This window comes from Pseudomonas sp. FW306-02-D09B, from assembly GCF_058782685.1.
The window spans coordinates 111,991-124,850 of record NZ_JBYSXY010000011.1 but is presented as its reverse complement, the minus strand read 5'-3'; the positions used below and the strand labels follow the sequence as shown (position 1 = coordinate 124,850).

The window sequence follows — 12,860 nt, the reverse complement described above, 5'->3', positions numbered from 1 at the left end:
GGAGCAAGGCTTGCCCGCGATGGGGGCGCCGCCACACTGAGCCGCTCAGACCAGATCAAAGCCCCATCTGCTTGCTGATGATTTCATTCATCACTTCCCGCGTACCGCCGCCAATGGACAGGATCCGGCTGTCGCGGTACAGCCGCTCCACCAGACTTTCACGCATGTAGCCCAACCCACCGAGGATCTGCACCGCGTCGCTGGTGATGCGATCAGCCGTGTCGGTGGCCACATTCTTGGCCATGGATATTTCCTTGATCACGCTCTGCCCCGCCGCCATTTTCGCGGCCTGGCGATAGGTGAACTCCCGGGAGACTTCCAGCGCCGTGGCCATCTCCGCCAAGCGATGCTTGAGCACCTGAAACCTGCCAATCGGCTTGCCGAACGCTTCGCGCTGCCGGGCCCATTTCAGGCTTTCTTCCAGCGCCAGTTGCGCAGTCATGTTGGCCATCAATGCCAACGCCAGGCGCTCGTTTTGAAAGTTGCCCATGATGCAGGCAAAGCCCATGTTCTCGACGCCGATCAGGTTGCCCACCGGCACACGGCAATCATCGAAAAACAGCTCGGCGGTATCCGACGCCCACCAGCCCATTTTTTTCAGCTGACGACCGACAGTGAATCCTGGCATGCCCTTCTCGATCAGCAGCAGGCTGATGCCGCCAAATCCCGGCTCACCGGTGCGCACCGCGACGGTATAAAAATCCGCGCGAACACCGCTGGTGATAAAGGTTTTGCTGCCACTGACCCGGTAGTAATCCCCGTCACGCACGGCGCGGGTTTGCAGGTTGGCCACATCGGAGCCGCCGCTGGGCTCGGTAACTGCCAGCGCGCTGATTTTTTTACCGCAAAGGACTTGCGGCACCACTCGCTCGCGCACCTCGGGCCTTGCCCATTTGAGGATTGGCGGCAGGCCGATGTCCAGCGAGCCCAGCCCCGCCACCAGCCCGCCAGAACCACAGCGCATCAGTTCTTCAGTGGCGGCGATCTTGGCGAACAGATCACCTTCGTGGCTGCCACCCAGCGCTTCGGGATAGCCAATCCCGAGAATGCCCGCTGCACCGGCCTTGAGGTAAAGCTCACGAGGAAAGCCCTCGGCTTCCTCCCACTGATCGATGTCCGGAAGAATCTCGCGCTCAACGAAACGTCGTACGCTGTCACGGACCAACTGATGGCCAGGGTCGAAGTATTCCTGAAAGGCAGGCATCGGCGAGCTCCACTGAAGGTTCAGCGAACTTACCGAGCGCTTGCTTGGTTTTCAATAGAATTGTGTGAGTCAGGGAGACCGCGGCGCGCCATTCGCGGGCAAGCCCGCTCCCACACTGGATCTTCTACAGACACAAATCTTGTGTACGACAGAGGTCAAATGTGGGAGCGGGCTTGCTCGCGAAGGCGTCGGCCCAGACAACACCGTTACAACGCGATTGGCTTACGCCCCGCGAAGGAGTGGGCCAATGTCCCGCCATCCACCAGTTCAAGCTCGCCACCCAACGGCACACCATGGGCGATGCGCGAAGCAATCAGGCCTTTATTGCTGAGCAACTGGGCGATGTAGTGCGCTGTCGCTTCACCTTCAACCGTCGGGTTGGTGGCCAGGATGACTTCAGTGAACGTACCCGCCTCTTCGATCCGCGCCAGCAATTGCGGAATGCCGATGGCTTCCGGGCCCAGGCCGTCGAGTGGCGACAAATGCCCCTTGAGCACGAAGTAGCGACCGCGAAACCCGGTCTGCTCCACGGCGTAGACATCCATCGGCCCTTCGACCACGCACAGTAAGGTGTCGTCGCGGCGAGGGTCCGCGCATTGCGGGCACAGATCGTCTTCGGTCAGTGTGCGGCACAGTCGGCAATGACCGACCCCTTCCATGGCCTGACTCAGGGCCAGCGCCAGCCGCGAGCCGCCGCTGCGATCACGCTCGAGCAGTTGCAACGCCATGCGCTGGGCGGTTTTCTGACCGACACCGGGCAAGGTGCGTAAGGCGTCGATCAGTTGGCGAATCAAAGGGCTGAAGCTCATGGGGGAAACGTCCGACATATCAACAAGACGCGGTTTATACCCGCGCCTCTGGCCAGCGTCAAATGCTCATCTGCAGCAATGATTTTGCTTTCACTGTGGCGAGGGGGCTTGCCCCCGTTCGAGCGCGAAGCGGTCGCAATCCAGACAATGCTACGCTCCTGAAAGAACACGATTGCCTGAATTACGGCTGCTTCGCAGCCGAACGGGGCGGTGCGGCGTTCCGACAAGCCCCCTCGCCACAAAAACGAACTTTGTGTCACAGAAACAAAAATGCCAGGCGCGATGCCTGGCATTTTTGTAGACCATCCGACGCGTCAGCGAATCAGAATGGCAGTTTCATGCCCGGCGGCAGTTGCATGCCTGCGGTCATGCCGGACATTTTGTCCTGGCTGTTGGCTTCGATCTTGCGGACGGCGTCGTTGACGGCAGCGGCGAACACGGCCTCCAGCATCTCCTTGTCGTCCTCGCTCAGGCCTTCGACCAGGCTTGGATCGATGGTCACGCGCTTGACGTCGTGACGACCGGTCATCACCACAGTGACCATATCGCCACCGGCTTTACCGGTGACTTCGGCGTTGGCCAGCTCTTCCTGCATCTTGGCCATTTTTTCCTGCATCTGCTGCGCCTGCTTCATCAGGCCGGCCATGCCACCTTTCATCATGGGAATCACCTCAAAAGTACTTGGATCAAAACAGCGCCCGGCCCAGTGGGCCGAACACCTTCAGTTATTAGCCCTGGCTGACCAGAGCCTCGACAGGTTCAATAGTATCGTTACGGATCACCGCGCCGAACTGTTGCATCATTTGCTGGATGAACGGATCGCCGTGGATCGAGTCCTCAGCCTCGCGCTGGCGGTCGGCACGTCGACGCGAAGCCGCCTGGGCCGGGGTTTCCTGCTCAGGCTTGATCAGCTCGATGCTCACCGTCAGGGTGCGCTGGTGATATTGGTTCAGCGCATCGTTCAGCCGGCGTTGTTGAGTCGCGTTGAACAGCGCGCTGTGGGCCGGGTCCAGGTGCAGCAACCAGTGGTCGCCATCGACGGCAATCAGCGTGCAGTTGGCGGCGATGCTGCCGGTCATGCCGGAAATCGGCAATTTCGGGAACAGCTCCAGCCATTGCAATGCCAGCCCTGTGGCCGGCATCGCAGCCGGTTCAGGTTCGGGGGCCGGCGCGGGTTCTGCGGCGTGCTCACTGGCCAGCTCATCGAGGTAACTATAGGCCGAATCCATGTCCGGCTCGATGTAGTCCTCGTCCAGCGGCGGCTCGTCATCCAGGTCCATGTCCGGCGTGGCGGCGTCGACTTCAGCCACCGACGGCTCGGGAATCGGCGCTGCCACCCACTCCGGTGCATCGGGTACAACGCTATCCGGAGTCGGCGTCGGTATTGGCGTCAGGTCAGGCTGCTCGGCAATCGTCTCCAGCACCGGCTCGACAGCCGGTTGCTGCACGATCTCAGGCTCTACCGGATCGTTCCAGGGCAAGTCGACGACTTCTTCGACAATGGCCACGGGTTCAGCCACCGCTTCGACCACCGACGCAGGCACGACCACTGGAGCAACAGGCTCAGGTGTCGGCACTGGTTCAACCACCTCGGCAACCGGCTGGACCGGCGCCGCAGCGACAGGTGCAGCGGCAACGGAAGCAGGCGCAACTACCGGCGCAACACGCGGTGCGCCAGCCACTGAGTTTGCGGAATCAACTGTGGCCTGGCTGATCCCCACTGGCTTTAGCGGCTGCCTCGGCGCGTCTGCAGTGTCTGCCGGGCGGAACGCGAGCATTCGCAGCAAGACCATTTCGAATCCGCCGCGCGGGTCCGGCGCCAGCGGCAAATCGCGGCGACCAATCAAGCCCATCTGGTAATAGAACTGCACGTCTTCGGCTGGCAAGGCCTGAGCCAGCGCCAACACCCGATCGCGGTCGCCATGACCGTTATCGACGCCCTCAGGCAAGGCCTGGGCAATCGCGACGCGGTGCAGCACGTTAAGAATTTCCGACAGCACGCCATTCCAGTCCGGGCCCTGCTCGGCCAGATGCCGCACCGCTTCGAGCAACGCCTTGGCATCGCCATCGAGCAGCGCGTGCAGGACGTCGTAGACCTGACCGTGATCGAGCGTGCCGAGCATAGCCCGCACGTCGGCCGCCATGACCTTGCCTTCACCGAAGGCAATGGCCTGGTCGGTGAGGCTCATGGCATCGCGCATCGAACCGTCGGCAGCGCGGCCCAACAGCCACAGCGCATCGTCTTCGAACGGCACATTCTCGACGCTCAGCACATGGGTCAAATGCTCGACCACACGCTCCGGCGTCATGTTTTTCAGCGAGAACTGCAGGCACCGCGACAGAATCGTTGCCGGAAGTTTCTGTGGATCGGTGGTCGCCAGGATGAACTTGACGTAGGGCGGCGGCTCTTCGAGGGTTTTCAACAGCGCATTGAAGGAATGGCTGGAGAGCATGTGCACTTCGTCGATCAGGTAGACCTTGAAGCGCCCACGGCTCGGCGCGTACTGCACGTTATCGAGCAGCTCACGGGTGTCCTCGACCTTGGTCCGGCTCGCGGCGTCGATCTCGATCAGGTCGACAAAGCGCCCTTCATCGATTTCGCGGCACACCGAGCACTCGCCACATGGCGTCGACGTGATACCTGTCTCACAGTTCAGACATTTGGCAATGATCCGCGCGATGGTGGTCTTGCCCACACCCCGGGTACCGGTAAAAAGATAGGCGTGGTGCAGCCGCTGGCTGTCCAAGGCATTGATCAGAGCCTTGAGCACATGGGTCTGGCCGACCATTTCGCGGAACGAGCGCGGACGCCATTTACGTGCAAGAACCTGATAACTCATCGAAAACCGTCGCAACTGGGAAGCGGAAGCGGGTAATGCTAGCGGAGCAAGGCCAAAATTGCATCCGGTGTGCTCCGCTAATCTGGCTAAGCTGGTATTTGGATCCGTTTTAATCGGTTCCTGCCGGTCTTATTGCTGGAGAATTTATGCGTTCAGCCTTGGGGGCTTTGCTGTTGATCAGCGTCAGCGCTACTGGTGCGCCTGCCCCCTTGCGCTTTGCGATCACCGACAGCTGGGCGATGCCCATGGTGCAAATCGATCATGGCCGACCGACCCAGGGCATTCTGTACGATGTGATGCTCAGCCTGGCCACACAACTGGGACTGCCGGCCGAGTTTCACGTGCTGGCCCGCGCACGCGTGCAAAGCGCCATGGAGCACGGGGAAATCGACATCCGCTGCTACGCGGCGCAGTCCTGGCTACCAAATCAGTCCGCAGACTATCTCTGGAGCGTTCCGTTGTGGTTTCAACGCGACGTGCTAGTCAGCACGCAAGGCTCTCCTGCCTCGGTCATCCCTGCCAGCCTTCCTGTGCAGCCGATCGGCACCGTACTCGGCTACAGCTATCCGACCCTGCAACCACTCTTCGACAGCGGCCAACTCAAACGCGACGATGCGCGCAATCAGGAACAGGTGCTACGAAAGCTGGCGGCCGGCCGCAATCACTACGCTGTCAGCAATCAATGGGCCCTGGACTGGGTCAACCTGCAACTGTTGCCCGACCAGCCATTGCGGGCAGTCGCGGTGTTGCAGGAGCAAAACGTCGGCTGCTACGTGCGTAACGACCCAAGACTGCCGGTCCAGTTGATTCTGCAAACGCTGCTCAAGATGAAAATGTCCGGGGAAGTCGACGACATCATCAGGCTCTACACCGGAACCAACGAACCGACCCTGGCCGACCAGTAAGCCTCAGACCGCCTGGTCCAGCGTCTGCCACCGGGTTGGTGCGACGAAGGCCTCGACCCAGCCCGGCACCTCGCTGGCCGGCATCGGCCGCGCAATGAAATAGCCCTGCGCTACCTCACAGCCCAGGCGCAACAGCAACTCGCCATGCTCGATGCTTTCCAGGCCCTCGGCGATCACCTCTCGCCCAAACGCCCGGGCAAGACCAATGACTGCGGTGGTCAACGCCAGATCATCGCGATCATGCAGTATGTCGCGCACAAATGACTTATCGATCTTGATGGTTTGCGTGTGCAGACGCTTGAGGTAACTCAGCGACGAATAACCCGTGCCAAAATCCCCCAGGGAAAACCTTACGCCCAGCGCCTGACAGGCCTGCAGGCAGGTGCTGACGTGCTGAATATTCTCGATCGCCACCGACTCGACAATCTCCAGGTCAAGCAACTGGGGCGCGACCCAGGCGTGCCGTGCAAGCACGGTCTTGAGCCGATCAAAAAAGTCCGCCCGCTGAAAATGCCGGGCAGCGATGTTGACGCTGACCGGCCAGCGTTGACCGTTCTTTTGCCATCGCGACAACTGCGCCAGAACCTGCTCCATCACCCATTCGCCAATATCGACGATCAGGTCCGTCTCCTCGACAAACGGCAGAAACTCCCTGGGCGGCACCAGGCCATCCTGCGGGTGCTCCCAGCGCAGCAACGCTTCGAAACCAACCACCGCACCGCAGCGCATATTGACCTTGGGCTGAAAATGCAGGCGCAGCTCATCGTTGAGCAAGGCCTGACGCACCCGCGCAACCGTCTGGTGAGTGGCCTTGACCTCTTGGTCGCGCACCACATCAAACAGGTGGAATCGGTTACGCCCGCTCTGCTTGGCCACGTACATTGCCTGATCGGCATGGCGCAGCAGGGTTTCCGCATCTTCGCTATCGACCGGGAACAACGTGACACCGATGCTGGCAAACACATTGATGTCCTTGCCCAGAATCGAGTACGGCGCAGAGATCGCCTCGAGCACGCGATGCAGCGCCGCGCGCAATTCCGGCATATCGCGCACAAACCGCAAGATCAGCACGAACTCGTCCCCGGCCAGCCGCGCCACCACATCCTCGCCGCGAACGATGGTGCGCAGACGCTTGGCCACCTCGACCAGCAACAAGTCGCCGCTGGCGTGACCATAGCCGTCATTGACCGCCTTGAAGCCGTCGAGGTCGAGCATGCACACCGCCAACGGCACCTTCTCGATGCGAGAATAATCCAGGGCCTGCTCGAGCAAGTCGGAGAGATACGCCCGATTGGGCAGGCCGGTCAGGACGTCATGGCCGACCCGCCATTGCAGCGAGTGCAGCAACTGCCGCTTTTCACTGATATCGAAGCAAATCGACAGATACCGATGAACCCGTCCGGTCGACTCATCCAGCACCGGCACCATGGTGCTGTCGACCCAATTCAGGCTACCGTCTTTGGACCGGTTGCAGATTTCGCCCTTCCAGACTTTGCCCAGGGCAACCGTGCGCCACATCGTTGTGAAGAAATCGTCAGGATGCAGACCTGAATTGAGGATGCGGTGATTGGCCCCCAACAACTCCTCGCGACTGTAGCCAGACACTGCGCAAAACAAATCGTTGACGTAAGTAATGCGCCCCGCCAGGTCTGTCTCGGAAAAAATGGCGGCTGCATCTACGGCCCTGCGGTACTTCTCATCCATGAGTCCGGCTCACTGTGGCTAGCGGTTGTACCGCTCGACCAGCGCACAACGCCCGGAAGAGATGTTTTGAAGGATGCGGCACTGCGCAGAGGGTCGCAGCGCGTGATGCTGCCAGGGCAACATCCTTGTAAAAGAGCGGGCCGGCAAATTCAGATGCACGTTAAAACTCCATGAACAGCATTTGATGGCCCCCGAACAAACGAAGATCAACTAGGCTCAGAGGCCTCGTACAGGCACGCCAAAAACACCGACTCTGGTAATATTGAAACGGCATTTCGCGTCGTCGGCGGCGTCTCTGCACACCCTGCGAGGTAACGCAATGCTGGCCGTCTCACATTGCCTGGACTTATGAAGCCAGGTCACCAAATGCCTGTACGAAACGGGGATTCTACGAAATACATCACATTTTGCAAAGCAAGGTGATGGATCATGCAGTTGTCTAATGCAAAAATCTATCGTTAAGTTCTTGATTCTAAATGGGAATTGAGCGATGCAAATTTCAAGTTTGGGTCCAGCCATAAGACGCTATCGCAAGGTGGCGGGGCTTACTCAGGCTGAACTCGGTGAAAAAACCGGTTTTGACCCCAAAACCATCAGCCGCTTCGAAACCGGCACCTATACCCCCAGCGTGGAAGCCCTGTTCATGCTTGCCGATGTGCTGGGAGTGAAGCTCAAAGCGTTTTTTGCCGATCTTGGCGACGAAGACGAACAGCGAGCGTATTTGTTCGGTGTCATACACAAAGCCACCCCGAAGGATCTGGGAAAGCTGATCGCGGCGGTAGACCAGGCCTTGTCCAAGCCTTAGAGCCAGAAACAAAAAAGAGCAGGCACGTGTATTGGATTGATACACCTGCCTGCTCTTTTGCTATCGACTACTGACAGAAACTGACAGACCGACCGTTTAGGCTTGAGCCATCAACGCCAACGACATCGGAGTCGCCATGAACGCCCAACATTACCTGCTGCTGTACGTCGACAGCCCCGCCACCAGCGCCAACTTCTATAGCCGCCTGCTCGACAAACCACCGGTTGAACTACAACCGACCTTTGCGCTGTTCATTCTCGATTCGGGTGTAAAACTTGGGTTGTGGTCCAGGCACACCGTGGAACCTGCAGCCGAAGCGGCGGGCGGTGGCGGCGAACTGGGATTCTCGGTGGCCGACCAACAGGCAGTTGACACGCTGTACGCAGCATGGACCGCACAAGGGCTGCGCATCGCCCAAGAGCCGATTGAACTGGATTTCGGCTACACCTTCGTGGCGCTCGATCCGGATGGGCATCGGCTGCGGGTGTTTGCGCTTTCGGAATGACGGCGAGGTTATTTTGGACGAAGCAAGGCATCGATCAGGAAAGATCAATGAGATAAAAATTCTGGATTTTTTTGAGGATCACAAGCCTTGCGAATGAAGGCTTGGCGTTAAGGTGGCGACCCCACCAGCCACACCCCGGCACACAATGTTCCCGCTGTGGCTGCTTCCTTCCGGATCTGACCAGGTTCACGGGTAATCGTTGCGGGGGGACCGATGGGGTCACCATAACGACGCTCACCTGACGGCGAGCCGCGCCATTGTACCTATCTGAGACGAAGTTACAACCGTTCGCGCAGATTAAAAAATATGAACCGGTTCAAGGACATGCGTTGGTCTTGAAAAGGTCGCGGCCTACGGCAGCTCCTACATGCATACATTGCCCCGCAGGAACTGCCGAAGGCTGCGACCTTGCCGACTTCAGGCAGTAATGCCGTGCCCGGCCAAAAACGCCACGAACGCTTCTTCGTCCAGCACCTTCAACCCCAGCTCATTGGCCTTGACCAATTTGGAGCCGGCGCCAGGCCCCGCCACTACACAGTAAGTCTTGGCCGACACCGAGCCCGCCACCTTGGCGCCGAGGCTTTCGAGCTTGTCCTTGGCGACGTCACGGCTCATCAGCTCCAGAGAGCCGGTGAGCACCCAGGTCTGGCCTGCCAGCGGCAAGCCTTCGACGACTTTTTTCTCGCTTTGCCAATGCATGCCAAAGTCGCGCAACTGCTGCTCGGCATCCAGCGCCAACCGACGGTTCTGCTCGATGGCGAAGAATTCCCGAACGGCGTTGGCCTGCTTCTCCGGCAGCGCCTGGCGCATGTCCAGCCAGTCGGCGCTGATGATCGCTTCCAGCGAACCGAACTTGTCAGCCAACTTCTGCGCCCCGCCCGGTCCGACCGAGGGAATGTTCAGCTTGTCGATCATCCCGCCCAGCGTGGTACTGGCGGCAAACTCGGCGCCCAATTCGCCCTGATCCTGAATCTCCAGGCCATGCTTGAGCAGTTCTTCGATCACCTTCCGGTTGTGCGCGTCTTCGAAGAAGCTGTGAATCTCGTAGGCGACTTCCAGGCCGACATCCGGCAAGTACGTCAGCACCTGCGGCAATGCCTGCTGAATCCGCGCAAGCGATGCCAGCGAGCGCGCCAGGACCTTGGCCGTCTCTTCGCCGACATCCGGAATACCGAGGGCGTAGATGAAGCGCGCCAAACCCGGTTTCTTGCTGTCGGCAATCGCGCTGAGCAAGTTCTTGCTCGACAACTCGGCGAACCCTTCAAGGTCGACGATCTGTTCGAAGCTCAAGGCGTACAAATCCGCCGGCGAACTGACCAGACCTTCATCCACCAACTGCTCGACGCTCTTCTCGCCCAGCCCCTCGATGTCCATGGCCCGGCGCGAAACGAAATGGATGATCGCTTGCTTGAGCTGGGCCCCACAGGCCAGACGCCCGACACAACGATACACCGCCCCTTCGCTGAGCGTTTCGCGACCCTTGCTGCGCTTGACCAACTGCGTGCGCTCGACATGCGAACCACAGACCGGGCAGCACTTGGGAATCTGCACGGGACGGGCATTTTCCGGGCGACGCTCGGTAACCACTTGCACCACTTGCGGGATCACGTCACCGGCGCGGCGAATGATCACCGTATCGCCGATCATCAAGCCCAGACGCGCGACTTCGTCCATGTTGTGCAATGTCGCGTTGGACACGGTCACACCCGCCACTTTCACCGGTTTCAAGCGTGCAACCGGAGTGACTGCACCGGTTCGACCGACCTGGAACTCCACGTCGAGCAACTCGGTGAGCTCTTCCATCGCCGGAAACTTGTGGGCAATTGCCCAGCGCGGCTCGCGAGCACGAAAGCCCAGCTCACGCTGCGAGGCGAGGCTGTTGACCTTGAACACCACACCATCGATTTCATAAGGCAGCGCATTACGGCGCTCGCCGATATCGCGGTAGTAATCCAGGCATTCACCAATACCCTTGGCCAGTTTCAACTCGTGACTGACCGGCAAGCCCCATAGCTTGAGTTGTTGCAGATTGCCGATGTGCGTGTCGGCAATCTCGGCCGAGACCTGGCCGAGACCGTAGCAGCAAAACTCCAGTGGGCGACTGGCGGTAATCTTCGAATCCAGCTGACGCAAGCTGCCTGCCGCGGCGTTGCGCGGGTTGGCGAAGGTTTTGCCGCCGGCTTCCAGTTGCGCGGCGTTCAGGCGATCGAAACCAGCCTTGGACATATACACTTCGCCGCGCACTTCCAGGGTCGACGGCCAGCCGCTGCCCTGCAGCTTGAGCGGAATGTTGCGCACCGTGCGCACGTTGACGCTGATGTCTTCACCGGTGGTGCCGTCGCCGCGAGTAGCACCACGCACCAGCATGCCGTCCTGATACAGCAAGCTGACCGCCAGGCCATCGAGCTTCGGTTCGCAGCTGTACTCCACCTCGGCGCCAGCGCCAAACAAATCGCCGGCCGGCAAATCCAGACCTTCGGTGACCCGGCGATCGAACTCGCGCATGTCGTTTTCTTCGAAGGCGTTACCGAGGCTGAGCATCGGCACTTCGTGCCGCACTTGAGTGAATGCTGCAAGCGCCGCACCGCCAACCCGCTGGGTCGGCGAGTCGACAGTGACCAGCTCGGGATTTGCCGTTTCCAGCGCCTTGAGCTCATGGAACAGCCGATCGTATTCGGCGTCCGGAATGCTCGGCTCGTCGAGAACGTAGTAACGGTAGTTGTGCTGATCCAGCTCAGCGCGCAGCTCTAGAATGCGTTTTTCAACGGCGGTCATGGGTGCTCTCTCATAAAGCAAAAGAGCAGCCGAGGCTGCTCAATCTTCAAAATACGATATCGCGTAAAGACGCAGATTCTGTGGCGAGGGAGCTTGCTCCCGCTCGGCGGCGAAGCCGTCGTAAACCAGAATGGGGCCGCTTCGCAGCCCAGCGGGAGCAAGCTCCCTCGCCACAAGAAGCTCTCTAGTCATAGAGAGCTTGACCATTCGATATCAGCGCTTCTGGGTCAGGGCGCGACGCTCGAACTCGACGATACGTTGACGGTAGTGCTCGATGGTCTGAGCGGTCAGTACGCTGCGCTGATCGTCTTTCAGTTCGCCATTGAGCTCCTGAGACAGTTTGCGGGCAGCGGCGACCATCACGTCGAAGGCCTGTTTCGGGTGGCGCGGGCCTGGCAAACCGAGGAAGAAGCTGACAGCCGGGGTGCTGAACAGATCGATATCGTCCAGATCGAACACGCCAGGCTTGACCGCGTTGGCCATGGAGAACAGCACTTCGCCGTTGCCGGCCATGCTTTCGTGACGATGGAAGATATCCATCTCGCCAAAACGCAGACCGCTTTCCAGGATGTTCTGCAACAGGGCCGGGCCTTTGAATCCGCCCGGGTCACGGCAGATCACGCTGATGACCAGGACTTCTTCTGCCTGCGGCTGTTCTTTATTGACTGCAGCGCTCGACGATTTGGTTTCGTCCGGGAAATCATCACGACTGCTGAAGCTCGGGCCGCCATCCAGGTCCAGATTCAAATTCAGGTCGCCCTGGGATGGCTCGCCACCACGCTTGCTGCGCTTGGAGCCCGACTCACGCGGCTCACGGGCAGGCATGCTCACCGACGGCAAGTCATGCTCGTCGAGTTGCGGTTCTTTATGGGTATCCAGCACGCGTGGCGGGCCCAGCAGTTCGGCACCACTGTCCTCGTCCGGCAGGTTGGACAGGCTTCGGTCCAGGCGAAACTTCAGCTTGCCCTTGCCGCCGCGCATGCGCCGCCAGCCATCAAAAAGAATACCGGCAATGACAATAATGCCGATGACGATCAGCCACTCGCGCAGACCGATTTCCATGTAATCCCGTGCCTCTATAAAAAATGCTGGAAAATAAGGGGTTTACAAGCTGTAAACCGCTTTAAAACGTGGCGCCAACTCTATGTTCTGAATGGCGTTTTGCCCACGCATACGAAAAATTGACATTAAACTAGCACGACCAAAGATAACTTTACACCGTCAGTCACAATGGCTTCAGCCATTATGTCGATTAGCCAGCATTCTCTGTGGGTAAAAATCCCTGATTCCCGCAAATATCTGGCCTACGCGCC

At 59.5% G+C, this 12,860-nt stretch carries 10 protein-coding genes and 1 other RNA gene; 3 read left to right on the top strand and 8 right to left on the bottom strand.

The window, feature by feature from the left end:
- Positions 1 to 55 precede the first annotated feature (55 nt).
- The 4 genes from AC3WK5_RS18955 to dnaX form a co-directional block, all read right to left on the bottom strand.
- On the bottom strand, positions 56 to 1,204 hold the full coding sequence (locus AC3WK5_RS18955; RefSeq protein ID WP_103315352.1) for an acyl-CoA dehydrogenase family protein: 1,149 nt from the start codon (positions 1,202 to 1,204) through the stop codon (positions 56 to 58).
- 206 nt (positions 1,205 to 1,410) lie between these two features.
- The gene (recR, locus tag AC3WK5_RS18950; protein WP_103315353.1) at positions 1,411 to 2,013 is read right to left on the bottom strand and encodes a recombination mediator RecR; all 603 of its coding nucleotides are present in this window, start codon (positions 2,011 to 2,013) and stop codon (positions 1,411 to 1,413) included.
- A 322-nt stretch (positions 2,014 to 2,335) separates the two neighbouring features.
- Positions 2,336 to 2,674, bottom strand: coding sequence for a YbaB/EbfC family nucleoid-associated protein (locus AC3WK5_RS18945; RefSeq protein WP_008028561.1), 339 nt, complete (start codon positions 2,672 to 2,674; stop codon positions 2,336 to 2,338).
- Positions 2,675 to 2,741: 67 nt separating this feature from the next.
- Positions 2,742 to 4,853 carry a DNA polymerase III subunit gamma/tau gene (gene dnaX, locus AC3WK5_RS18940; RefSeq protein ID WP_103315354.1) on the bottom strand — a complete coding sequence of 704 codons (2,112 nt, stop codon included), beginning with the start codon at positions 4,851 to 4,853 and terminating at the stop codon, positions 2,742 to 2,744.
- 146 nt (positions 4,854 to 4,999) lie between these two features.
- Between dnaX and AC3WK5_RS18935 the strand changes: the two genes are divergently transcribed.
- On the top strand, positions 5,000 to 5,758 hold the full coding sequence (locus AC3WK5_RS18935) for a substrate-binding periplasmic protein (protein ID WP_103315355.1): 759 nt from the start codon (positions 5,000 to 5,002) through the stop codon (positions 5,756 to 5,758).
- Between the two features lie 3 nt (positions 5,759 to 5,761).
- Here AC3WK5_RS18935 and AC3WK5_RS18930 read toward each other — a convergent pair whose 3' ends face one another.
- On the bottom strand, positions 5,762 to 7,462 hold the full coding sequence (locus AC3WK5_RS18930; protein ID WP_054593224.1) for a putative bifunctional diguanylate cyclase/phosphodiesterase: 1,701 nt from the start codon (positions 7,460 to 7,462) through the stop codon (positions 5,762 to 5,764).
- A gap of 490 nt (positions 7,463 to 7,952) precedes the next feature.
- Here AC3WK5_RS18930 and AC3WK5_RS18925 point away from each other — a divergent pair, with 490 nt between their 5' ends.
- Positions 7,953 to 8,267: a helix-turn-helix domain-containing protein gene (locus tag AC3WK5_RS18925; protein ID WP_054593225.1), complete on the top strand. Its 315-nt coding sequence runs from the start codon at positions 7,953 to 7,955 to the stop codon at positions 8,265 to 8,267.
- Positions 8,268 to 8,403: 136 nt separating this feature from the next.
- Positions 8,404 to 8,772 (top strand): VOC family protein, encoded by a 369-nt coding sequence (locus tag AC3WK5_RS18920; RefSeq protein ID WP_103315356.1) that lies wholly within the window; start codon positions 8,404 to 8,406, stop codon positions 8,770 to 8,772.
- Between the two features lie 119 nt (positions 8,773 to 8,891).
- Here the strand turns inward: AC3WK5_RS18920 and ffs are convergent.
- The 3 genes from ffs to zipA form a co-directional block, all read right to left on the bottom strand.
- An RNA gene (ffs, locus tag AC3WK5_RS18915) (signal recognition particle sRNA small type) lies at positions 8,892 to 8,988 on the bottom strand.
- Positions 8,989 to 9,189: 201 nt separating this feature from the next.
- Positions 9,190 to 11,547, bottom strand: a complete 2,358-nt coding sequence (gene ligA / locus AC3WK5_RS18910; protein WP_103315357.1) for an NAD-dependent DNA ligase LigA — start codon at positions 11,545 to 11,547, stop codon at positions 9,190 to 9,192.
- Between the two features lie 213 nt (positions 11,548 to 11,760).
- A complete protein-coding gene (zipA, locus tag AC3WK5_RS18905; RefSeq protein WP_103315358.1) occupies positions 11,761 to 12,609 on the bottom strand; it encodes a cell division protein ZipA in 849 nt (282 codons plus the stop codon).
- Between the last annotated feature and the right edge of the window lie 251 nt (positions 12,610 to 12,860).

Bases quoted from the DNA above. Each gene is read 5' to 3' on its own strand.
- AC3WK5_RS18930 (WP_054593224.1), bottom strand. From the start codon at position 7,462: ATGGATGAGAAGTACCGCAGGGCCGTAGATGCAGCCGCCATTTTTTCC.
- AC3WK5_RS18920 (WP_103315356.1), top strand. From the start codon at position 8,404: ATGAACGCCCAACATTACCTGCTGCTGTACGTCGACAGCCCCGCCACC.
- zipA (WP_103315358.1), bottom strand. From the start codon at position 12,609: ATGGAAATCGGTCTGCGCGAGTGGCTGATCGTCATCGGCATTATTGTC.
- ligA (WP_103315357.1), bottom strand. From the start codon at position 11,547: ATGACCGCCGTTGAAAAACGCATTCTAGAGCTGCGCGCTGAGCTGGAT.
- AC3WK5_RS18955 (WP_103315352.1), bottom strand. From the start codon at position 1,204: ATGCCTGCCTTTCAGGAATACTTCGACCCTGGCCATCAGTTGGTCCGT.
- recR (WP_103315353.1), bottom strand. From the start codon at position 2,013: ATGAGCTTCAGCCCTTTGATTCGCCAACTGATCGACGCCTTACGCACC.
- dnaX (WP_103315354.1), bottom strand. From the start codon at position 4,853: ATGAGTTATCAGGTTCTTGCACGTAAATGGCGTCCGCGCTCGTTCCGC.
- AC3WK5_RS18945 (WP_008028561.1), bottom strand. From the start codon at position 2,674: ATGATGAAAGGTGGCATGGCCGGCCTGATGAAGCAGGCGCAGCAGATG.
- AC3WK5_RS18935 (WP_103315355.1), top strand. From the start codon at position 5,000: ATGCGTTCAGCCTTGGGGGCTTTGCTGTTGATCAGCGTCAGCGCTACT.
- AC3WK5_RS18925 (WP_054593225.1), top strand. From the start codon at position 7,953: ATGCAAATTTCAAGTTTGGGTCCAGCCATAAGACGCTATCGCAAGGTG.